This window comes from Amycolatopsis orientalis (genome assembly GCF_000943515.2).
Taxonomy (GTDB): Bacteria; Actinomycetota; Actinomycetes; order Mycobacteriales; family Pseudonocardiaceae; genus Amycolatopsis; species Amycolatopsis orientalis.
In genome coordinates this window covers 326,109-347,846 of sequence record NZ_CP016174.1, presented here as the reverse complement: position 1 = coordinate 347,846, position 21,738 = coordinate 326,109, and the positions used below count along the sequence as shown (strand labels likewise).

The window sequence follows — 21,738 nt, the reverse complement described above, 5'->3', positions numbered from 1 at the left end:
CGCCAACACCGGGTGAGCAGCAGCAGGAGGCACCGTGGCCGATCAGGACTCCTTCGACTACGTCATCGTCGGCGCGGGCAGCGCGGGATGCGTGCTGGCGAACCGGCTGAGCGAGGATCCGTCAGCGCGGGTCCTCCTGCTCGAAGCCGGCGGCGAGGACGACGCCGACGAGATCCACATCCCCGCCGCGTTCCCCGGTCTGTTCAAGACGAAATGGGACTGGAACTACGAGACGGTCGAGCAGAAGCACACCGGCAAGACCCTGTACTGGCCGCGCGGGAAGACACTCGGCGGCTGTTCCTCGATCAACGCGATGATCTACATCCGCGGCAACCGCGCGGACTACGACGGCTGGCGCGACGGGCACGGCGCCGAGGGCTGGGGATTCGACGACGTCCTGCCGTACTTCAAACGGGCGGAGGGGAACCAGCGGCTCGGTGGGCCACTGCACGGCACCGACGGTCCGCTGAACGTCGAGGATCGCCGCTTCACGCACGAGCTTTCCCACGCCTGGGTGGATTCCGCGGTCGCGTGGGGCCTCAAGCGCACCGACGACTTCAACGGCGAATCGCAGGAGGGCGCCGGGGTCTACCAGGTGACTTGCAAGAAGGGCCGACGCTGGTCGACGGCCGACGCGTACCTGCGGCCCGCGCTGTCCCGCCCGAACCTCACCGTGCGGACCAACGCGCAGGCGACCCGCGTCGTCTTCGAAGGAACCCGCGCGGTCGGTGTGTCCTATTTGGACAAAGGCGCCGAGACGACGGTGCGCGCGTCGACCGAGGTCCTGCTCAGCGGCGGTGCGGTGAACTCGCCGCAGCTGCTGATGCTCTCCGGCGTCGGACCGGCGGAACACCTGCGGGAGCACGGGATCGACGTGGTGGCCGCGCTTCCCGGGGTCGGCGAGAATCTGCACGACCATCCGGCCTGCGGGATCATCTGGTCCACCCGCGGCACCACCGACCTCGTGGACGCCGCGACGCCGGGCGGCCTGGTGCGCTACCAGCTCACCAAACGCGGCCCGCTGACCTCGAACATCGGCGAGGCGGGCGCGTTCTTCCCCGCCGCGGACGGGGTTTCGCCGCCGGACATGCAGATCCACGTCGCGCCGACGTTGTTCTACGACAACGGAATGCGCGAGCCGACGGTGCCGGGCTTCACGTCCGCGGCGACACTGGTCGATGTCGCGAGCCGGGGGCGGTTGCGGTTGAAGTCGGGGAATCCCTTGTGGAAACCGGAAATCGACCCGGCCTACTACGCCGAGTCCGTCGACATGGAGAAGATGCTCGCCGGGATGCGGGCGCTGGTGGAGATCGGGAAGTCCGGTCCGCTGGCGCGGTACCTGGACAAGCCGTTCCTGCCGGAGCGGCACGACCTGACCGACAGCGAACTGGCCGACTACGTGCGCGAGAAGACGCAGACGCTGTACCACCCGGTGGGGACCTGTTCGATGGGGACGGGTGAAAACGCCGTCGTCGACCCGTCGCTGAAGGTGCGCGGGGTGGACGGGCTGCGCGTCGTGGACGCGTCGGTGATGCCCGTGGTGCCGCGCGGGAACACGAACGCGCCGACGATCATGGTCGCGGAGAAGGCCGCGGACCTCATTCGGGGCAAGTAGGACTCGTGAGTGGTAATGACGGTTCTAACCGTCATTACCACTCACGAGACCCAAAGCGCACCGTTACCTTTTTCCGTGCAGCACGGTGATCAGCTTCGCCACCAGGGCGTCGGTCTTTTCCTTGCGGGAGAACGAGGTCAGCACGATCGGCGCGGTGAAGCGCTGCCGCGCGACGGCCTTCGGGCGGGCGAACTCGCGCAGGCCTTCCGGGCCGTGGATCCGCCCGAAGCCCGAGTCGCCGACGCCGCCGAAGGGCAGCGAAGCGATACCGGCGAAGGAAAGCGGCGCGTTGATCGACGTCATGCCGGTGCGCAGGCGGGCGGCCAGTTCGAGGCCGCGCGACTTCGAGAACACCGTCGAGCCGAGGCCGTACTTGGTGTCGTTGGCCTTCGCGACGGCCTCGTCCATGTCGCGCACCTTGGCGATGGTGACGGTCGGGCCGAACGTCTCCTCCTTGACCGCCGAGGAATCCTCCGGCACGTCCACGAGCACCGTCGGCTGCACGTACCGGTCGCCGACCGCGTCGACGCCGCCGACGAGCGCCTTGCCGCCGCGTTCGATGGCGTCCGCGATGTGCCGCTTGATCACCGCGAGCTGCGAAGGCATCGTCACCGGGCCGTACTGAGCGGCCTCGTCCGAACCGGCCCGCACGTCCTTCGACTTCTCGACGACCTTCGCGACGAACTCGTCGTGCACGCTCTCGTGGACGTACACGCGCTCGACGCCGATGCAGGTCTGGCCCGAGTTGGAGAACGCGCCCCATACGGTCGCGTCGGCGGCGGCTTCGAGGTCGGCGTCCGCGTCGACCAGGACCGCGTCCTTGCCGCCCGCCTCGATGATCACCGGCGTCAGCGTCTCGGCGGCGGCGGCCATGATCTTCTTGCCCGTGCCGGTCGAACCGGTGAAGGCGATCTTGTCCACGTTTGCCCCGACGAGCGCCGCGCCGGTCTCACCGAAGCCGGTGACCAGCTGCAGGACCGGCCACTCCGGGACGACCTCGGCGAAGGCGTCGACCAGCCATTTTCCCACGCCCGGCGTGTACTCACTGGGTTTGAAGACGACGGTGTTGCCGGCGGCGAGCGCGTAGGCGATGGAGCCGAGCGGGGTGAAGACGGGATAGTTCCAGGGGCCGATCACGCCGACGACGCCGAGCGGCTGGTACTCGACCGTCGCCGCCTGGTTCGACATCATCAGCCCGGCCGCGCGGCGCTGCTTGCCGAGCACCTTGCGCGCGTTCTTGCCCGCCCACGCGATGTGCTCGATGGCGAGGACGCTCTCCAGCTGCGCGTCCGCGAGCGGCTTGCCGGTCTCGTCGCGCACGACCTGGCACAGCTGCGGCAGCCGCCGGGTGATGACGCCCTTCCAGCGCCGCAGCCGCTCCGCGCGACCGTCGAAACCGAGCCCGGACCACCATTCGGCGGCGTCCCGCGCGCGGGCGACGGCGGCGCGGACGTCGTCGGCGGTGTGCACCGGGTAGGTACCGACGACCTCGTCGGTCGCCGGGCTGAGGGAATCGAAGGTCTCCCCCACGCTGCGCGCGGTCGGCTTCGGCTGGACTGCGGTCATCGACTTCTCCCGTGTCTCGGCTCAAAGCCCAGGCTACGACGTTACTGACGGCGTGCCAATAGCTCGCCTGGGGTGTACCACCAGCATTACACAGGAGACAACGGCCGCGAGGGCACCGAGCAACGGGCAAAGCCACATCGGCAGCACCCCGATCGCCAGCGAGCCGAGGCCGAAGCCCGACGCCTGGACGGTGAACGCCAGCGAGAACCCCTCCGACCGGCGGCGTTCCGGCAGCAGTTTCTGCAGGTTGACCGACGAAACGGCCATCAGCGGACCGGTGCAGAGACCGATCAGCGCGACCCCGCAGAGCAACCCTGCCCAGCCGAAACCCGCCGACACCACGAGCCCGCCGAGTACGAATCCGGCCAGGAACAGCCGGGGGTCACCGACCTTCCCCCGCGCCGCGTACAGCGCGCTCCCGGTGATGCTGGCCGCGCACAGCACGACGATCACGACCGCGGTCGCCGATTCCGGCGCGCCGAGCCGCTGGACCAGGGGGAGCAGGCCCACCTCGATGGTCGACAGCAGCAGCCCGACGGTGAACAGCCCCATCAGCCACGGAACACAAGCGGCGACCGGGATCGACTGGCGCTCGACAGTCCTTTGTGGAGCCCGAGCGATCGTTCGCCGGGGCACGAGAAGGGCCGCGAGCAGGGCGACGACGGCCATCGCGAGGACGGGGACCGCCGGGCCGGACGTCGCCAGGAGCGCCACCAGCAGCGGCCCGCCGACGATGACGCCTTCGAGGATCATCGCGTCGACCGAAACCGCCCTCGGCAGCTCCTCCTCGCTCACCGTTCCGGCGAGCAGCGTCCGGAAGCCGCCGTTCAGGCCGCCCGCGACCAGCCCCGGCGGGATCGCCAGCGCGAGCAGCACCAGCTCCGGGGCACCGGCGGAAGCGGCCGCGGCCAGTACGAACAGTCCAGCGGCGACCAGCGGCAGCAGCAGGACGAGGCCGCGTGCGGGTCCGACGCGGTCGAGCAGTCGTCCGGTCGGCACGGCGCCCACCATCTCGGCGGCGACGAAGACGGCCATCATGAGGCCGCCGAGCCGGTACGAACCCGTCGTCGCGGTGGTGAGCACGGTGAAGGCCAGCGGCGCCATCGTGGCGGGCAGCCGGTTCAGCTGTACCCCCGCCGACCAGCGCCAATACCCGGAATTACGCAGCAAGGTCATACCGCGAACCCTGCCGAACGCACCCTGGCGCGCACTATTGATTAGGATATAGCCTAATCATATGATCGAGCTGGTCCTCACGGCCGCGAGCGCCAACCGGGTCCGCTTCGGCATCTCCCCGCTCGACGAGACCATGGGCGCGATGCAGACGCTGCTCGGACGGCGCGGGCATCCGAGCCATCTGCCCTGGCTGCGCGAGGCCGCCGCCAAGCTGCCGCACCTGCCCATCGGCGACTTCACCAAGGTGATGGGCGCGCGGCACTACATCACCGACTTCCTCGGCCCGCCGCCGAGCGGTCCGGAGACCACCGCCGCCGCCCAGCTCGCCGAAATCCGCCGCACCCCGCCGGATCAGGTCGCCCGCGAACTGTCCAAAGTGGACGCGGACCTGAGCGGACTCCCCGAGGACCCGGCCGAGGCCAGGGATCTGCTGGCCGGGCAGATGGAGATCGCCTGGACCGAACTGGTCGAACCGCATTGGCCGCGGATGCGCCGGTTCCTCGTCGCCGACATCGAGGAGCGCTCGCGGCGGCTGGCCGCCGGCGGTATCGCACTGGTACTGGAGGACATCCACCCGCGCGTGCGACTCGTCGACGACGTCCTGGTGATCGAGATGAAGGAACGCAACCGGGTCGACCTCGACCGCCGCGGGCTGCTGCTGATCCCCGGGGTCTTCGCGTGGCCGTCGGTCGGGGTGATCGCGATGGAGCCGTGGCAGCCGTCGCTGCTGTACCCGGCCCGCGGCGTGGCCGAACTCTGGTCGGATCCCGAACGCCCGTCCGGCGCGCTCGCCGGAGTGCTCGGCCGGACCAAGGCCGCGCTGCTCACGACGCTCAACGAGCCCGCGAGCACCACGGAGCTGGCACGGAGACTGAGCTTCTCGGCGCCGACGGTCTCCCAGCACCTGACCGCGATGCGTGCCGCAGGCCTGCTCGACACGCGCCGTCGCGGCCGCGAAGTCCGTTATCTACGGACCGAACTTGGCGACGCCCTGCTTCGAGCCTAGGCTGGAAATGATCCACCGCGAAGGAGAGCCCCATGCGTATCGTCCACTTTGGACACGCTTGCACCCTGCTGGAGACCGAGGGCGCACGGATCCTGATCGACCCCGGCACCTTCTCGGCCGGTTTCGAAGGTGAGCGGGAACTGGACGCGATCCTGATCACCCACCAGCACTTCGACCATCTCGACTCCGACAGGCTGCCCGCACTGCTGGAGGCGAACCCCGGCGCGCAGCTGATCGTCGACCCGGGTTCCGCCGAGGCCGTGCGCAAGATCGGCGCCGAGTTCCAGATCGCGAACCCCGGCGACGCCTTCGGCATCGGCTCCAGCGACATCAACGTCGTCGGGGGTGAACACGCCGTGATCCACGACGAGATCCCGGTGATCCCGAACGTCGGGTACATCGTCGATCACGGCGCCTTCTACCACCCTGGTGACTCGTTCTTCGTGCCCGAGCAGAAGATCGACGTCCTCGGCCTGCCCACCGGCGCCCCGTGGCTCAAGGCGGGCGAAGCCGTGGACTACCTGCGCGCGGTCTCCCCGCGCCTGGCCGTGCCGATCCACGAAGCCGTGCTCGCCCGGCCGCAGATGCACTACGGCCTGTTCGCCAACCTCGCCCCGGAAGGCACCGAGGTCAAGGTTCTCGACGTCGGGGAGCCGGTAAAGCTCTAGCGGTACGCCAGTTTGCGCACCAGGATCTCCGCCGGGCCCCGGTAGGACCGGCGGTGCATCAGGTACGCGACGACGACCGAAAGCAGCCACACCCCGAAGCCGCAGGCGGCCGCGACGAACGTCCGGCCGCCCAGCCCCAGCATGAACGGGGGCGCCAGGATCAGCCACGCCACCGATTGGAACAGGTACGCGCTCAAGGTGCGCTGTCCGAGCGCGGAGATCGCGGTGACCACGACACCGCGGCGCTTCTTGCCGATCGCCATGCCGATGAGGCCGAACAGGCTGATGTAGCCGATCGCGCCGAACAAGCCCGCCCCCTCGTACATCAGCTTCGCGAGCCCTGCGGTGCCCTCGTCGAAATCGACGTAGTCGCCGGCGAAAAGGCCCATCGGCAGCGCGCCCGCGATCGCGACCCCGAAACCGCCGAACACGCCGACGAGGAGAAGGTTCCGGTTCGGCTCCTCCAGCAGGCGCTTCTTCGCGGCCCACGCGCCCACCCAGACGAAGAGGATCGACGACAGCAGGACCGCCGTGCTGACCGGCCATTCCGCGAGCCGCTCCCGCACGGCGTCGCCGTACGTCGGCGCGAGTGACGACGCGTCCTCGACGGACGGGAAGGGCGCGCCGCCGCCGGAGTTCCCGCTGATCACCAGGTACATCAGCACGGCGAGATAGCAGAGGCCGAAGCCCAGATACAGCACCGGGATCCGGTAGAAGCCCTTGCCGCGCCGCAGGAGCAGCAAGGCGAACACCACGCCGATGACTCCGTACGCGCCGAGCACGTCACCGGAGAAGAACAGCACGCCGTCGACGGCGCCGAAGACCAGCAGCCAGGCGTGACGGCGAAGCAGGACGCCACGTGTCCGCGTCCATGGCTCGCCCAACGCCTCCTGGCGATCCGCGAACTGCACCATCCCGTAGCCGAGCATCATGCCGAACAGCGGCAGCGCGCACGCGTGGACCAGCACGAACAGCACCACGAAGTACGGCCGTTCCAGGCCCTCCGGCGTCTGCTCGACACCCGGCGTGTTCCCCAAGAAGATGCTCGCGGTATGCGCCAGCGCGACCAGCAACAGCGCGAAACCGCGGGCCAGATCGGGTGCGAGCACCCGCTCACTCGTCGGTAGCGATGACATCGATCCCCCTTCGAAAGATTTAGTATCCAACGTACACTAAATAATGTCCGACGGATACTAATGCTCGGGGGTGGTGGTTGTCAGCTCGCGTCGACGAGGGTGGCGATGCCGTTGAGGACGACGTCGAGGCCGAAGCCGAAATCGGGATCGTCGGCCTGGTCGGGTGGCGCGGCACCGAGTCCGGCGGTCAGGAAGCCCGCGGCGTCGGGGAAGCGCTCCGGGTCGATCAGCTCGGCGAGGCCCTTGCCGTAGGACTGCTCGGCCTGCGCCTGGCTCAGCCCGCTGTCCTTCCTGCCCTCGGCGAGCTGGATGGCCTGCGCGCACGCGAGGCGGACGTAGCCGCCGATCAGGACCAGGATCCCGCCCTTGGTGCTCCAGTCCAGGCCCGTGTCGCGCAGCGTGCGCAGGAACGCGTCCATCCAGGCGACCGCGTGCGGACCGGCCGGGGGCCCGGAAAGCGGCAGCTCGACCAGCCACGGATGGCTCATCAGCACTTCGCGGTTGGCCTCCGCCAGCGCGGTCAGCCCGGCCCGCCAGTCGCCGGCGGGGTCCAGCGTGGGCGGATCGCCGATGGCGACGTCGGCCATCAGCTCCAGCAGCTCCGCCTTCGAGCCGATGTGGCGATACAGCGACATCTTCGTGACGCCGAGGTCCTTCGCCACGTTGGCCAGCGTCACGTTCGCGACGCCTTCGCGATCGGCGAGCGCCACCGCGGCCGCCACGACACTGTCGATGTCGAGCACCGACGGCCTGCCCCGCGTCGGCCGCTCCGACCGCCGCCAGAGCCGCATCAGCGTCGCCTGTGCGTCACCCTGGCCGGCGTCGTCGGTCATCCGGTCAATCTAGCCCGCGATCGCGAGAGCGAGCCGTAGGTGGTTCCGAAAGCGCGGTTCTCCAGCGAGACGTCGACGGCGTCGAGGAACGCCTGCCGCAGTCCCGGCCGGGCGAGGTCGGCGGCGTCGATGCCGAGCCGCACGAGCCCGCCGCGGCGCGCGGCCCTGGCGGCGGCGAGCACCAGCGCGAAGCACCGGACGGTCTCCGTCCGCTGCGACGGCCCGCCGAACTCCTGCACCCTGGCGCGCCGGACCTCGCCGGAGACGAGATCCCGCACCGAGACCAGGTCCGCGCACAGCGTGAACCCGTGCTCGCGCAGGGCCTGGAAGGTGCCCTCCGACGCGATCCAGCGCGGCGGCGCGAAGCCGTCGACGGCCATGCCGTTGGCGTCGAGCGCGGCCTTCGCCGCGATCAGCCGCAGCCGTGCCTCGTGCGCGGGCAGAGCCGCGAACTCGGCGCGTTTGCCCAGGTAGACGGCGCGGTGGGTAGGTGGGATGCGGTGGTCGTAGCCGTGGAGGAGGACAGAGTCGCCGCGAGCGCGGCGCGTCCGTACCCACTCGGTCACCGGGCCCTCGCCGGTGCGAGCGGCGTAGAGCACGGACAACGGGACCTTGCGCCGGTCGAGTTCGGCCGCGAGGTCGGCACAGCGGTGCAACGTCCGGGTGGTCACGCCGGACAGGGAAACCAGCAAACGTGCGTCCACGGTGCCCATTGGGCCAGACCGGCCTTGCGCCGGACTGACGACGGAGTGAACGCCGCAGGTCAGCCACGCGAGAACCAGCCCTCCGTTCACCCGGCCGGGCGAATCAGGCGGGCCAGTCGTCGAGCGAACGGCCGGTGATGCGTTCGTACGCGTCGATGTACCTCGCCCTGGTGGCGGCGACGATCTCCTCGGGCAACGGTGGCGGCTCCGGTCTCTCGAGCCGGTGCCAGCCGGAAGCGGGACCGGTGAGCCAGTCGCGCAGCGGCTGCTTGTCGAACGACGGCCGCGACCTGCCCGGCCTACAGCCGCCGGCCGGCCAGTAGCGGGACGAATCCGGGGTCAGGACCTCGTCGGCGAGCACGAGGTTCCCCTCGCGGTCGATGCCGAACTCGAGCTTCGTGTCGGCGAGCAGGAGGCCGCGTTCGGCGGCGAATTCCGCGCCGCGGCGGTACACCGCCAGCGTCGCCTCCCGGACCTCTTCCGCCCGCTCGCGGCCGAACTGCCCGACGACGTCGGAGAAGGTGATGTTCTCGTCGTGCGAGCCTCGGTCGGCCTTGGTCGCGGGGGTGAAAATGGGGTCGGGCAGGCGGGAGGACTCGGTCAGGCCGGGGGGAAGTTCGACGCCGCAGACCGTGCCCGTCGCGCGATAATCGGCGAGACCGGTGCCGGTGAGATAGCCGCGGGCGACGGCTTCGACCGGCAGCATCGCCAGCCGCCGCACCAGCAGCGCGCGGCCGCGGACCTCCGCGGGAATGCGTTCGTCGTCGTAGGAGACCAGATGGTTGGGGAGGACATCGGAGAGCTGGGAGAACCAGAACACGCTCATCGCGGTGAGCACCCGTCCCTTGTCCGGGATGGGCGTGTCGAAGATGACGTCGTAGGCCGAGATCCGGTCCGAAGTGACGAGCAGCAGATGCTCGTCATCGACGGCGTAGAGCTCACGGACCTTGCCGGCGGCGATCTTCGGGTATTCGAGCGTCGTCACGGCTGCACCCTAGCGATCAAGGATGATGGCTGATCATGCCGATCCACTGCGTCTCCTTCACGACCGACTACGGCTTGAGCGACGGTTTCGTCGCCGCTTGCCACGGGGTGATCGCGCGGATCGCCCCCTCGGCACGGATCATCGACGTGAGCCATGAGATCCCTCCGCAGCAGGTCAGGACCGGCGCCGAGGTGCTGGCGCAGACCGCGCCCTTCCTGCCGGACGCGGTGCACCTCGCCGTCGTCGACCCCGGCGTCGGGACCGCGCGGCGCGGCGTCGTGGTCGTCGCCGGGCGCGGAATCCTCGTCGGCCCGGACAACGGACTTCTCATTCCCGCCGCCGAAACACTCAGCGGGGTGATAGCCGCGTACGAACTCGCGTCACCGGAATACCGCCTTCCGGTGACGTCGTCGACGTTCCACGGACGTGACGTCTTCGCCCCCGCGGCGGCGCATCTCGCGCTCGGCGTCGCACCGGAGGAGTTCGGCCCGCCCGTCGACGACCTGGTGCGGCTGCCGGATCCGTTCGTCGCGGTGTTCCCGGGCAAGCTGGTGGCCGAAGTGCTCACGGTGGACCACTTCGGCAACGTCCAGCTGGCCGCGGGCCCGGCCGACCTCGAACTGGCCGGCCTGTCCGGCACGGTCTCGGTCAGCAGTGAGCGCGTGCTGGTGAAGGCACTGGTCGGCGACACCTTCGGCACGGTGCCGCCGGGAGGGAACGTGCTCTACACCGATTCGGCCGGACGGCTCGCCGTCGCGGTGAACGGCGGCTCGGCCGCGTCGGTGCTCGGGCTCGGGCCCGCCCAGGAATGCACGATCACCTCGTCGCCGACGGCGAGCTGACCCGGCCGGGTCACCGCCATCTTGATCCCGAACGAGACGCCGCCCTCGGGCTCGCGGCGGTAGTCCGCCAGCGACCGGATGGGCTCCGGGCCTGCCTTTTCACCGGTCTCCTGATCGACCATCGGCACCGTGCACCGGATGCAGACCTTGGCGTAGCCCAGCTCCACGCCGCCCGCGGTGAGCGAACGGACTTCGTCCTCTCGATGCGGTTCCGGCCAGCCCGCGACGACGATGTTGGGCCGGAAGCGGTCCATCGGCACGGCCTCGGCGCCCCGCGACGCGATCCGCTCGTTCAGACCGTCCAAAGAGGACTCCGAGGTCAGCAGGATCGCGTGCGCGTCGGCGAACGCGGCGGTGCCGGGGACCTCGCCGTTGGTGACGCGCTCGTGCTCCGGCGCGAGCCCGACGAACACCGACGGGAGACCGAGGACCGCCGAGAACCACTCCGCGGCCTCGGCACCTTGGTGCACGCCCTTGCCCTGCCAGGTGAACGTCGCCGCCGGATGCCGCGGCCCGTCCGTGACCGTCTCGACCAGGAGTTCTTCGACGCCGGGAGCGGCGAGCCGCAGCCGGGCGCCGTCGTCGAGCACCTCGGCCCGGATCGAGGCCATCACCGGATGCTTCCGCTGACTGCGGAACTCGCCTTCGGCCGACACGACCATCCAGGATCGGTCGAACATCAGGCCCGCCGGGGTGACGTCGGCCGTGTCGACCGACGTCCCCGCGCAGCCTTTGACCGGGTAATAGACCAGCCTCGCCACTCTCGCCATAGCCGCAGGTTAGCGAGTCGTCCGCGTCAGAGCACCTGGGACAGGAACCGTTGCAGCCGCTCACTTCGCGGAGCGTCGAAGATCGCTTCCGGAGCGTCATGTTCGACGATCTTCCCGGCGTCCATGAACGCGACCTCGTCCGCGACGCCGCGCGCGAACCCCATCTCGTGGGTGACCACGAGCAGGGTCAGCCCGCGTTCGGCGAGCCCGGCCATCAGGGTGAGGACGCCCTTGACCAGTTCCGGGTCGAGCGCGCTGGTCGCCTCGTCGAACAGCATGACCTCGGGCTCCATCGCGAGCGCCCGCGCGATCGCGACCCGCTGCTGCTGCCCGCCCGAAAGCGCGCTCGGCCGGTACGGCGCCTTGTCGGCGAGACCGACCTCGGCCAGTCGCGCGTGCGCGATCTCGGTCGCCTCCTCCTTGCCGAGCTTCCGCACACTGCGCAGCGGCAAGGTGATGTTGTCCAGCACACTGCGGTGCCCGAACAGGTTGAAGTGCTGGAACACCATCCCGACGCGCTGCCGCAACGCGTCCGGATCGGACGAGATCACGCTCTCCCCGCCGAGCAGGAGGTCACCGGAATCGGGCTCCTGCAGCCGGTTCACACAGCGCAGCAGCGTCGACTTGCCGGAACCCGACGGGCCGATGATGCAGGTCGTGCGGCTCTTCTCGACCTTGAGGTTCACGCCCTTCAGTACTTCGAGGGTGCCGAAGGAGACGTGGACGTCGCGGAGTTCGACGCTGGAGGAACGGACAGCGGTGGTGCTCATGACATCGGGACCTTTCCGCTGTTGACCAGTGTCAGATCGTCACCTTCGTCGTCGACGCGGATCTTCTTGCCGGTGCGCAGCTTCTTGTCGATGTAGTTGACCAGATGCGTCAGCGGCACGGTGATCACCAGATAGACGATGCCCGCCGCCACCAGCGGCGACAGGTTGCCGGTGTTGGCCGCGAGATCCTGTCCGATCCGGAACAGGTCGCGCTGCTCGGCGAGGAAACCGAGGAAGTACACCAGGCTGGAATCCTTGACCAGCGCGATGAACTGGTTCACCAGCGCGGGCAGCACGCGTCGCACACCCTGCGGGATGACGACGAGCGCCATCGCCTTGGTGTAACTCATGCCCAGCGCGCGGCTGGCCTCCATCTGTCCTTTTTCGACACTCTGGATACCGGCGCGGAAGATCTCGCCGATGTAGGCGGCGGCGATCAGGCTCAGCGCCAGAATGCCCAGCGGGTAAGGGTTCCGCGCCAGTGACGGGATGAGGATCGCCCCGCCCTGCCCGATCACCAGGATGGTCAGGATCGCGGGCAGGCCGCGGAAGACGTCGGTGTACACCCGGGCGGGCCACCGCAGCCACGCCTTGCCGGACAGGCCCATGGTGGCCAGCAGCATGCCGAGCACGGTGCCGATCAGCGCCGAGAACACCGACAGGATCAGCGTGTTCAGCAGCCCCGTCCGAAGCAGGTCGGGGAAGACCTGCCGGATGTACTCCCAGTTCAGGAAGGTGTTGAGGAAATCGTTCACTTACTGCTGCCCGGCCTTGAACTCCGCGGGCACCGGCGCGTTCGGTTCGAACCGCTGGTGCACCTTTTCCCATGTCCCGTCGGCGATGACCTGCTTCAGCCCCGCGTTCAGCTTGCCGACCAGCTCGGTGTTGCCCTTCTTGACCGCGAAACCGTGCGGAATGGTCGTGGTGATCGCCTTGACCACCTTGAGTTTCGCGTCCGGGTTCTTCGCCGCGTAGTCCTCGGCGGTCGCCTGGTCGAAGATCGCGCCGTCGATCGCGCCCGCCTTGAGCGCGGCGAGCGCGGCGGCGTCCTGCGGGAACCGCACGGCCTGCGCCGCAGGGGCGTTGGCCGCCAGCCAGCTGTCCGAAACCGTGCCCTGCACGACCCCGACCCGCTTGCCCGCCAAGGAGTTCTCGTCGGTGATGCCGACACCGTCACGGGCTTCGATACCGAGCGACTGGTAGTTGTAGGGCGCCGAGAAGTCGACCGTTTTGCGGCGTTCGTCGGTCTGGGAGATCCCCGAGCTGCCGATGTCGAACTTGCCATTGGCGACCTGGCTCAGCAACGTCGAGAACTCCGTGGAGACGAACTCGAGTTTCAGGTTCTGGCTGGTGGCGATGGCCTTCAGCAACTCGTTGTCGAACCCGGTGAACACGCCGTTCTCCTGATAGGCGTTGGGTTTCGAATCGCTGAGCGTGCCGACACGCAACGTGCCACCGCTCGCGCTTTCGCCGCCGCCGCACGCCGCCAGGACCGCCACGAGAGAGGCGGCGGTGAGAACTCTGACGGCGGCGAGTGACTTCTTCATCGTGATCCTCACGCCTTGAACTGGTCCGGTACCGGCGCCGTCGGCAGGAACCGGTCGTGCAGTTTGACCCAGGTGCCGTCGGCGATGACCTGCTTCAGGCCTTCGTTGATCTTCGTCTGGAGTTCGGTGTTGCCCTTCTTCACCGCGAAGCCGTGCGGGACGTCGGTGGTGAAGGACTTGACGACCTTGAGCTTCGCGTCGGTGCTTTCCTTGACGTTCGTCTCGGCGATCGCCTGGTCGAGGATGTAGGCGTCGACGGCGCCGCTCTTGAGCGCGGCCAGCGCCGGGGCGTACCCGGGGAACCGCACGGCCTGCGCGTCGGGCACGGTCGACGACAGCCACTTGTCACCGACGGTCGCCTGGATGACCGCGACCCGCTTGCCTGCCAAGGCCTTCTCTTCGGTGATCGGCGAGCCGTCCTTGGTCTGGATGCTCATCACCTCGAAGTTGTACGGGCTGGAGAAGTCGACGTTCTTCTTGCGCTCGTCGGTCTGCGCGATGGCCGAACTGGCGATGTCGAACTGGTTGTTCGCGACCTGGCCCAGCAGCGAGGAGAAGTCCGTCGAAACGAACTCCAGCTTCAGGTTCTGCTTGGCGGCGATGGCCTTCAGCAGCTCGTTGTCGAAGCCGGTGAAGTTGCCGTTCTCGACGTAGATGTTCGGCGGCGCGTCGCTCAGCGTGCCGACCCGCAGGGTCTTCTCGGTGACGGACTCCCCGCCGCCGCAGGCGGAGAGCACGGTGACGAGTCCGGCGGTCAGTGCCGCGATCAGGGTTTTCCTCATGACTCAGACCCCCGGGTTCTGGACGGGCAGGCCGGGGCCGCCCTGTTCGAGTTCCTTCGGCAACGGCTCGGTCTTGAAGAACTGAGCGTGCAGACGGGCGACGGTCCCGTCGGCGACGGCCTTCGCGAGACCGTCGTTGAGCTTCTTCAGCAGCTCCTTGTTGTCCTTGCGGACGGCGAACGCGGACGGCGTGTCCTTGGTCTCGACGGTGTAGCCGAACTCCAGCGGGACGTCCGGGTTCTGGTCGATGTACTTCTGCCCGATGTCCTTCGGCACGACCCAGCCGTCGAGACTGCCGGCCTTCAGCTGCGCGAAACCGGCGTTGTAGTCGGGGAAGCGCACGACGTTCGCGCCGGGGACCTTGCCACTGGCGAAGTCGTCCTGGACCGACGCCTGCACGACGCCGAGCCGCTTGCCGCCGAACGCGGCGACGTCCTTGAGGCCCGCGCCCTTCTTGGTCAGGATCGTGGTGAACCCGGTGCTGTAGCCGTTGCTGAACGCGACGGTCTTCTTGCGGGCCTCGGTGGTGGAGATCGTGGAGCTGCCGATGTCGAACTTGTTCGTGGCGACGGCGGCCAGCAGCCCGGCGAACTCGGTGCCGACGAACTCGACCTCGAAGCCCTCGCGCTTCGCGATGTCGCGGAGCAGTTCGTTGTCGTAGCCGGTGAAGGTGCCGTTCTCCAGGTAGATGGACGGCGGCGCGTCGGTCAGGGTGCCGACGCGCAGTTTCTGGGCGCTCGTGCCCGCGTCACCGGAGCCGCAGGCGGCGAGGGCGAGGGTGACCGCTCCCGCCGTGACGACGGCGACGAACTTCGACAGCGTGGATCTCATCGCTTCTTCCGTGGGTTTCGGCGCCAAGGCGCGATACAAGCACGCCAGGCCGCGGGATGGGCGGCCTGGCGCTCCGGGTTCAGCGATCGAGATTAGGGATTTCGCCCGTTCGAGTAACTTCGTCCCACTCTGTGAACGTCCTGGGGTGGGGCTGCTCACAGAGTGGCCTCGGTACAGCGGGTCGTGAGTGGCAAGTGCCGTTCTAACGACACTTACCACTCACGACCCGCGTCAGAGGATGGGTGCGGGCGAGTAGGCGGCAGCCTCCGGGAAACGCTTGAGGATCTCCTCGACGCGCGAAGCGATCGCGGCCACCTGACGCGGGGCGACACCGGTGAACGAGATCCGGTCGGCGAGAAGTTTGTCCAGCTCACCGCGGTCGAGCGGGATGCGCTCGTCGGCGGCGAGGCGGTCGAGGAGGTCGTTCTCCGCGAGCCCCTGCTCCCGCATCGCGAGCGCGACCCCGACGGCGTTCTCCTTGATCGCCTCGTGCGCGGTCTCCCGACCGACGCCCGCGCGGATCGACGCCATGAGCACCTTCGTGGTGGCGAGGAACGGCAGATAGCGATCCAGCTCACGGGAGATGACCGCAGGGAAGGCGCCGAATTCGGCCAGCACCGTGAGGAAGGTCTCCAGCAGGCCGTCGAGGGCGAAGAACGCGTCGGGCAGCGCGACCCGGCGGACGACGGAATCGGAGACGTCGCCTTCGTTCCACTGGTCGCCGGCGAGTTCGCCGATCATCGACAGGTAGCCGCGCAGCACCACGGCGAGCCCGTTGACCCGCTCGCACGAACGCGTGTTCATCTTGTGCGGCATGGCCGACGAGCCGACCTGGCCCGGCTTGAAGCCTTCGGTGACCAGTTCGTGGCCCGCCATCAGGCGGATCGTCTTCGCCAGGCTCGACGGGGCGGCCGCGAGCTGGACGACGGTGGACAGCACGTCGAAGTCGAGCGAGCGCGGGTACACCTGGCCGACGCTGGTGAACACCCGCTCGAACCCGAGGTGCGCCGCGACCCGCGACTCCAGTTCGTCCAAAGTGGACTCGTCACCGAGGAGGTCGAGCATGTCCTGCGCGGTGCCGACCGGCCCCTTGATCCCGCGCAGCGGGTAGCGGCCGATCAGGTCGTCGAGCCGCTCGAACGCGACGAGCAGTTCGTCGGCGGCGGTGGCGAAACGCTTGCCCAGGGTCGTCGCCTGCGCGGCGACGTTGTGCGAACGGCCTGCCATCACGGTGTCGGCGTGCTCCACCGCGATCGCGGCGAGCCGGGCGAGCACGGCGCCGACCCGGCCGCGTACCAGCTCCAGCGAACGCCGCACCTGCAGCTGCTCGACGTTCTCGGTGAGGTCGCGCGACGTCATGCCCTTGTGCACGTGCTCGTGCCCGGCGAGCGCGTTGAACTCCTCGATCCGGGCCTTCACGTCGTGACGGGTGACCCGCTCCCGCGCGGCGATCGAGTCGAGGTCGACCTGTTCCAGCACGCGCTCGTAGTCGGCGACGACCCCGTCGGGCACCTCGACGCCGAGGTCCGCCTGCGCCCGAAGGACGGCGAGCCACAGCTCACGCTCCAGCACGACCTTGCGTTCCGGGGACCACAGTTCGACCAGCTCAGGCGAGGCATAGCGGCCGGCGAGCACGTTGGGGATGCGGGGCTTTTGCGTCACGCGGCCAGACTAACCCGCCGCATTTCGTCCTCTGAACGCGCTTGCCCACCCCCCTAGGCGAGCGCGGCCTGCAGCATGCGGGCGGCGGCGGCCCGGGGTTCCGGGTCGACCTCGATCAGCGCGTTGACGACGGCGCCGTCGACCAGGGCGACCAGCCGCTCCAGCTCGGCGCTGTCCACCGGGGTGCCCGAACGCGCGAAGATCTCGTGGAGCAGTTCGTACAGCTGCGCGGACAGCGTCCGCATCAGGGGCCGCAGGTACGGACGCCTGCCCGTCCCCACGAGGCGTTCGTAACGCAGGAGGACGGCTTCGGCGTCGGCCTCGCGCTCCGGGCGGAGCGGGCCGAGCAGCATGTCCAGCACCAGGTCGACGGTGGCTTCGACACCGCGGTTGCGGGTCGCCAGCTCTTCGAGCCGGTTCCGCCCGGTCTCCAGCTCCTGGTTCGAATGGTGCTCGACAGCGGCGGTGACGAGTTCTTCGAGCGAGTCGAAGTAATACGTCGTCGAGGCCAGCGGTAACCCGGCGCGTTCGGCGACCGCGCGGTGCCGCACGGCGTCGAACCCGCCCTCGGCGAGCAGGGACGCGGCGGCCTCGACGAGCTCGGCGCGCCGTCGCTCACCCTTCGGCGTTGTCGCTGCGGCGGTCATGACGGGCTATTTTGCCAGGCGCGCTCAGTAACGGGTGGCGAGCACGCCGACGAGCCTGTCGACCTCGGACGCGGAGTACGCGGGAGCGCCCGAGCCGTCGCCGAGGCTCACCACGACCACGAGCGATCCCTTGGCTGTCGCCCGCCGCGCACTGGCCGCCCCGGTGGGCAGCGGCGGGACGGAAGCGCCCGCCGGGAAGACCGCCGCGGAAACCGTGCCGCCCGGCACCTGGAACCCCGCGGACCTGGCCCCCGTCGTACAGATGTCGCCGGGCGTCGACTTGGCGACATCCACGGGGACCGGGAGCTCGCCAGCGAGGGCGGTGGCGAGCTCCCGATCCACCTGGTCGCACCCGTAGGTGCCTTCGGCCGTCATCCGGCCGGTCTTCTCTGGCCCGCTGCCCCCCTGCTGAGGCGGCGGGTTCGAGAAGTTCGAGGACTCCCCGCTGTCAAGAGGACGTGCGGAAGCCGCCTCGGGTTGCCCCGCGGAAGCGGCCTCGTTGTCGGATTTGGCCGCGGTCGGCACTCCGAGATCGACGTCGCCGAGCACGCCGAACATGCCCACTCCGCCCAAGACCAAAACCAGTGCACTACAGGCGACCGCGATACCGTTTCGACGTCGCGCCGTGGCGCGTTTGGAGGCGCGGACGACGTCGGCGGTGTCGAAGCTCGGGGACGGCATGTCGCCGGGGGCGTCACGGAACAACGCCTTGAGGTCATTCTCGTCCATCCCGTGCCACCTCCTCCTTCTCCATGACCTGCCTGAGGTTCGCCAGCCCGCGCGCGGTCTGGCTCTTCACGTTCCCCTCGCTGCAGCCGAGCGCCTTCGCCGCCGCGCCGACGTCCAGCCCTTCGAAGAACCTGAGCACCAGCACGGCCCGCTGTTTCGGGGGTACTTCACGCAACGCGGCCAGCAGGTCTTCCCTGGTGACGACCTGTTCGCCGAGGTCGAAACCGTCCTGAGGGGGTTCGGGCAGCTCTTCGGTCTGCCACTCCCGCCGCCACGGCCGCCTCGACTCGTCGATGGCCGCCCTGACCAGCGTCTTCCGCACGTAGGCGTCGGTCGCCGCCCGTTCCCTGATCTTCTTCCACCTCCGGTGCAACGCGACGAACGCCGTCTGCGCGAGATCGTCCGCGCGATGCCAGTCACCGCAGAGCATGTACGCGGTCCTGCGCACGGAGTCCCGCTTCGCGGCGAAGTACTCCGCGAACTCTTGTTCGTCGCGCTGGTTCACGCGGTTGTTGTCTCCGCTCTTGCCTCGTCGGTGGGTAGGACGGAACCGGGGGCGTCCACGGTTGCATGAGCGGGCCCGGCGGACCAGCCGGGGAGGAGGTTCAGGGCGGACCGGACGATGTGATGTGATCGTACCGTGACCTTGAGCCCCGACCCGCTGATCGATTTCCGCTCCGACACCGTCACCCGGCCCGACGACGTCATGCGCCAGGCCATGGCGAAGGCCGAGGTCGGTGACAACGTCCTCGACGGAGACCCGACGACAGCCGTCCTCGAAGAGCGCGCCGCGAGACTCCTCGGCATGCCGGCCGCGCTGTGGACCCCGAGCGGGACCATGGCGAACCTGATCGCGCTGAGCCTCCATCTCCAGCGTGGCGACCGGTTCCTCGCGCCGCGCGGGGCGCATGTGATCACCGACGAACTCGGCTCCGCCGCCTGGCTCGCGGGTGGCATGGCGGACCCGCTGGAGCACGACGCCGGACCGGGACGCCCGACGCCGGAGACGCTCTCGGCCGCGATCGGCGGCGGTCCCACCGGACCCTACTACTCGCTGCGGACCACGCTGCTCTGCCTGGAGAACACGCACAACTCGGCGGGCGGCGCGGTCACCCCGCCCGACGAGCACGCCCGGCTGCTGGCGGTCGCGAAAGAGGCCGGGCTCACCGTGCACCTCGACGGCGCCCGCCTCTGGCACGCGGCGGTCGCGCTGGAGGTCCCGCCCGCGGCGCTCACGGTCGGTGTCGACAGCGTTTCGGCTTGCTTCTCCAAGGGACTCGGCGCGCCCGTCGGCTCGGTGCTGGCCGGCAGCCCGGAATTCATCGAGCGGGCGCGGCGGATGCGGCAGATGCTCGGCGGCGGCGTCCGGCAGAGCGGCGTGCTGGCCGCGGCCTGCCTGGTCGCGCTGGACCGCGTCGACGACCTTGCGGAGTCGCACGAGAACGCGACACGGCTCGCGGGCGGGCTGGCCGAGCACGGCTGGGAGGTCAACGAACCCGAGACCAACATCGTGCTGGCCGCCGCGCCCGACCTCGAAGGCAGGTTGAAGTGGCTGGAGGGGCTCGGGATCCGCGTGCTGCCGACCGCGGGCCGGATCCGGTTCGTGGTGCACCGGGACCTGTCCGCGGCCGACATCGAAGAAACACTTCACCGCATCAGGACCGGGGGCTGAACATGAACTGGATCGTCTTCGACTACGGCGATGTCATCAGCGAGCACACCGACGCGCTGCCCACCCTCGCCGCCGCTTTCGGCGTCGAACTCGCCGATTTCGAGCCGCACTACTGGGCCGAACGGGTCCGGTACGACTCCGGCGGCTCGGACCTGGAGTACTGGCAGAACGTCGGCCGCGCGCTGAACGCCGACGTCGACCGGGCCTTCGCCGAGGAACTGACCCGGATCGACGTCGAGGGCTGGACGCATCTGGAACCGGCGGTGGTGGAACTGCTGGAGGGCCTGCACGAGGCGGGTGCCGCGCTCGCGCTGCTCTCCAACGCGTCGTCGACCTTCGGACGCTGGGTGCGCGAACAGGACTGGGCGCAACTCTTCCGGGTGAAACTCTTCTCCGGCGATCTCGGTTGCATGAAGCCGGACGCGAAGATCTACCGGATCCTGCTCGGCGAACTCGGCGCCGAACCCGCCGACTGCCTGTTCTTCGACGATCGTCAGTCCAATGTGGACGGTGCGCGGGCGGTGGGGATGAAGGCGGAACGCTGGCTCGGCGTGGAAACCGCGCGATCGGCACTCGGCTGAACGGGCGGAGATATCACCCTCATCGTTCATCCGCTCACACGCGGTGAATCCGATGACCTAAGCTGACTTCGTCCCGAACCGAGTATTTCCACGGTAGGTGCCCATGCCAGGTCCTCATGACCGGCGTCCGTTCGTGCCCGTCGATTTCGACCGGCCGAGCATCGCGCGAGTCTTCGACGCGCTCATGGGCGGCCAGGACAACTACGAGGCCGACAGGGTGGTCCTGCGCCAGATCCTCGAACTGGCACCGGAAGCACAGGTCATGGCCAAGGAGGTCCGGCACTGGCTGGTCCGGACCGTGCGGTACCTGGCCGACAGGGCCGACATCGACCAGTTCCTCGACCTCGGCTCCGGCTTCCCGACCGTGGACAACACGCATCAGGTCGCGCAGCGGTACAACCCGGAGGCGCGGGTCGTCTACGTCGACCACGATCCGGTGGTACTGGCGCACGGCCGCGCGCTCCTCGCGTCGAACGACTTCGCGCATATGGCGGGCAACGACCTGACCGAACCGGCCACGGTCGTCGAGGAACTCAAGCGCACCCACCGGCTGGACTTCGACCGGCCGATCGGGCTGATCCTGTGCGCGATCGTCCACCACATCCAGGACCTCGACGAGGCGCGGGAAATCGTCCGCGCCTACGTCGGCGCGCTGGCCCCCGGCTCGTTCGTCGCGCTGCTGCACCAGCACAACCCCGCTGACGGCTCCGAAGCGGCCGACCTCGCGACTTCACTCGAGAAGCGCTTCAGCGGCACCGGACTCGACACGCTGTACCGCACGCGCGAAGAGATCAAGTCGTTCTTCGGGGGACTCGAACTCGTCGACCCCGGGCTGACCTACCCCCACCTGTGGTGGCCGGACGGCCCGCGCTTCACCCCGCTTTCGCCCGTGAACTTCACGTCGCTCGGCGGGGTGGCGCGCAAGCCCTAGCGGCTCAGCGGTTCAAGCCTTCAGCGGCGAAGCTGCTTCGGGGTGCCCTTGCCCTTGATGGCGCCATACGCGGCCGTGCCGAGGAAGACCGCACCACCGATGACGGCGATCCAAAAGACGGCCTTCACGAGGAAACCGAGCACGGACCCGAGCACCATGAAGGCCACCCAAGCCAGCAGCAGCCCGCCGACGATCTTCCAGAACATGGCATCCTCCGATTGCCTCACCGTGCCCGAGCGGGCCCGGTGAGTCCAGGTTGTCAGGCAGAACTCGCGAGCGCCTTCG

24 protein-coding genes are annotated in these 21,738 nt (G+C 69.1%); 7 read left to right on the top strand and 17 right to left on the bottom strand.

The features are described from left to right. Window positions 1-34: 34 nt before the first annotated feature. Window positions 35-1,615, top strand: coding sequence for a GMC family oxidoreductase (locus SD37_RS01660; protein WP_044853543.1), 1,581 nt, complete (start codon window positions 35-37; stop codon window positions 1,613-1,615). A gap of 63 nt (window positions 1,616-1,678) precedes the next feature. Here the strand turns inward: SD37_RS01660 and SD37_RS01655 are convergent, their stop codons facing one another. Then, window positions 1,679-3,181 carry an aldehyde dehydrogenase family protein gene (locus SD37_RS01655; RefSeq protein WP_044853542.1) on the bottom strand — a complete coding sequence of 501 codons (1,503 nt, stop codon included), beginning with the start codon at window positions 3,179-3,181 and terminating at the stop codon, window positions 1,679-1,681. Between the two features lie 33 nt (window positions 3,182-3,214). Further along, on the bottom strand, window positions 3,215-4,357 hold the full coding sequence (locus SD37_RS01650; protein WP_044853541.1) for an MFS transporter: 1,143 nt from the start codon (window positions 4,355-4,357) through the stop codon (window positions 3,215-3,217). Window positions 4,358-4,418: 61 nt separating this feature from the next. Here SD37_RS01650 and SD37_RS01645 point away from each other — a divergent pair, with 61 nt between their 5' ends. Continuing rightward, on the top strand, window positions 4,419-5,363 hold the full coding sequence (locus SD37_RS01645) for an ArsR/SmtB family transcription factor (RefSeq protein WP_044853540.1): 945 nt from the start codon (window positions 4,419-4,421) through the stop codon (window positions 5,361-5,363). 32 nt (window positions 5,364-5,395) lie between these two features. Continuing rightward, window positions 5,396-6,031: an MBL fold metallo-hydrolase gene (locus SD37_RS01640; protein WP_044853539.1), complete on the top strand. Its 636-nt coding sequence runs from the start codon at window positions 5,396-5,398 to the stop codon at window positions 6,029-6,031. Here the strand turns inward: SD37_RS01640 and SD37_RS01635 are convergent. The 4 genes from SD37_RS01635 to SD37_RS01620 form a co-directional block, all read right to left on the bottom strand. Beyond that, window positions 6,028-7,167, bottom strand: a complete 1,140-nt coding sequence (locus SD37_RS01635) for a DUF418 domain-containing protein (protein ID WP_044853538.1) — start codon at window positions 7,165-7,167, stop codon at window positions 6,028-6,030. The two genes, SD37_RS01640 and SD37_RS01635, sit on opposite strands and share 4 nt — an antisense overlap. A gap of 80 nt (window positions 7,168-7,247) precedes the next feature. Continuing rightward, window positions 7,248-8,000: a TetR/AcrR family transcriptional regulator gene (locus SD37_RS01630; RefSeq protein ID WP_044853537.1), complete on the bottom strand. Its 753-nt coding sequence runs from the start codon at window positions 7,998-8,000 to the stop codon at window positions 7,248-7,250. After that, a complete protein-coding gene (locus tag SD37_RS01625; protein WP_174567812.1) occupies window positions 7,997-8,713 on the bottom strand; it encodes a DUF2334 domain-containing protein in 717 nt (238 codons plus the stop codon). The genes SD37_RS01630 and SD37_RS01625 overlap by 4 nt, the downstream gene beginning before the upstream one ends. 94 nt (window positions 8,714-8,807) lie before the next feature. After that, window positions 8,808-9,689 carry a phosphoribosylaminoimidazolesuccinocarboxamide synthase gene (locus SD37_RS01620; RefSeq protein ID WP_044853536.1) on the bottom strand — a complete coding sequence of 294 codons (882 nt, stop codon included), beginning with the start codon at window positions 9,687-9,689 and terminating at the stop codon, window positions 8,808-8,810. 35 nt (window positions 9,690-9,724) lie between these two features. Here SD37_RS01620 and SD37_RS41785 point away from each other — a divergent pair, with 35 nt between their 5' ends. After that, a complete protein-coding gene (locus SD37_RS41785) occupies window positions 9,725-10,531 on the top strand; it encodes an SAM hydrolase/SAM-dependent halogenase family protein (RefSeq protein ID WP_083254857.1) in 807 nt (268 codons plus the stop codon). Here the strand turns inward: SD37_RS41785 and SD37_RS01610 are convergent. The 10 genes from SD37_RS01610 to SD37_RS01565 form a co-directional block, all read right to left on the bottom strand. Then, entirely contained in the window at window positions 10,414-11,301 is an 888-nt protein-coding gene (locus tag SD37_RS01610; protein WP_044853534.1) for an MOSC domain-containing protein, read from the bottom strand. The genes SD37_RS41785 and SD37_RS01610 overlap by 118 nt on opposite strands. 26 nt (window positions 11,302-11,327) lie before the next feature. Beyond that, complete coding sequence (locus tag SD37_RS01605; RefSeq protein ID WP_044853533.1) at window positions 11,328-12,071, bottom strand: amino acid ABC transporter ATP-binding protein; 744 nt, start codon at window positions 12,069-12,071, stop codon at window positions 11,328-11,330. Next, complete coding sequence (locus SD37_RS01600; RefSeq protein WP_044853532.1) at window positions 12,068-12,826, bottom strand: amino acid ABC transporter permease; 759 nt, start codon at window positions 12,824-12,826, stop codon at window positions 12,068-12,070. The genes SD37_RS01605 and SD37_RS01600 overlap by 4 nt, the downstream gene beginning before the upstream one ends. Continuing rightward, window positions 12,827-13,618, bottom strand: a complete 792-nt coding sequence (locus SD37_RS01595) for an ABC transporter substrate-binding protein (RefSeq protein WP_044854010.1) — start codon at window positions 13,616-13,618, stop codon at window positions 12,827-12,829. 8 nt (window positions 13,619-13,626) lie between these two features. Continuing rightward, window positions 13,627-14,400, bottom strand: coding sequence for an ABC transporter substrate-binding protein (locus tag SD37_RS01590; protein WP_044853531.1), 774 nt, complete (start codon window positions 14,398-14,400; stop codon window positions 13,627-13,629). Window positions 14,401-14,403: 3 nt separating this feature from the next. Further along, window positions 14,404-15,231 carry a substrate-binding periplasmic protein gene (locus SD37_RS01585; RefSeq protein WP_044853530.1) on the bottom strand — a complete coding sequence of 276 codons (828 nt, stop codon included), beginning with the start codon at window positions 15,229-15,231 and terminating at the stop codon, window positions 14,404-14,406. A 231-nt stretch (window positions 15,232-15,462) separates the two neighbouring features. Next, complete coding sequence (gene purB / locus SD37_RS01580; protein WP_044853529.1) at window positions 15,463-16,893, bottom strand: adenylosuccinate lyase; 1,431 nt, start codon at window positions 16,891-16,893, stop codon at window positions 15,463-15,465. 53 nt (window positions 16,894-16,946) lie between these two features. After that, window positions 16,947-17,540 carry a TetR/AcrR family transcriptional regulator gene (locus SD37_RS01575; RefSeq protein ID WP_044853528.1) on the bottom strand — a complete coding sequence of 198 codons (594 nt, stop codon included), beginning with the start codon at window positions 17,538-17,540 and terminating at the stop codon, window positions 16,947-16,949. Between the two features lie 24 nt (window positions 17,541-17,564). Beyond that, on the bottom strand, window positions 17,565-18,269 hold the full coding sequence (locus SD37_RS01570) for a hypothetical protein (protein ID WP_044853527.1): 705 nt from the start codon (window positions 18,267-18,269) through the stop codon (window positions 17,565-17,567). Next, on the bottom strand, window positions 18,256-18,774 hold the full coding sequence (locus tag SD37_RS01565) for a SigE family RNA polymerase sigma factor (RefSeq protein ID WP_005152531.1): 519 nt from the start codon (window positions 18,772-18,774) through the stop codon (window positions 18,256-18,258). Before SD37_RS01565 ends, SD37_RS01570 begins: the two co-directional genes overlap by 14 nt. Before the next feature lie 135 nt (window positions 18,775-18,909). Here SD37_RS01565 and SD37_RS01560 point away from each other — a divergent pair, with 135 nt between their 5' ends. From SD37_RS01560 to SD37_RS01550, 3 genes are all read left to right on the top strand, one after another. Further along, window positions 18,910-19,941 carry a threonine aldolase family protein gene (locus SD37_RS01560; protein WP_044853526.1) on the top strand — a complete coding sequence of 344 codons (1,032 nt, stop codon included), beginning with the start codon at window positions 18,910-18,912 and terminating at the stop codon, window positions 19,939-19,941. 2 nt (window positions 19,942-19,943) lie between these two features. Beyond that, on the top strand, window positions 19,944-20,522 hold the full coding sequence (locus SD37_RS01555) for an HAD family hydrolase (protein ID WP_044853525.1): 579 nt from the start codon (window positions 19,944-19,946) through the stop codon (window positions 20,520-20,522). A 103-nt stretch (window positions 20,523-20,625) separates the two neighbouring features. After that, window positions 20,626-21,453 (top strand): SAM-dependent methyltransferase, encoded by an 828-nt coding sequence (locus tag SD37_RS01550; RefSeq protein WP_044853524.1) that lies wholly within the window; start codon window positions 20,626-20,628, stop codon window positions 21,451-21,453. A gap of 20 nt (window positions 21,454-21,473) precedes the next feature. Here SD37_RS01550 and SD37_RS01545 read toward each other — a convergent pair whose 3' ends face one another. Beyond that, window positions 21,474-21,659, bottom strand: coding sequence for a hypothetical protein (locus SD37_RS01545; protein WP_037320551.1), 186 nt, complete (start codon window positions 21,657-21,659; stop codon window positions 21,474-21,476). Between the last annotated feature and the right edge of the window lie 79 nt (window positions 21,660-21,738).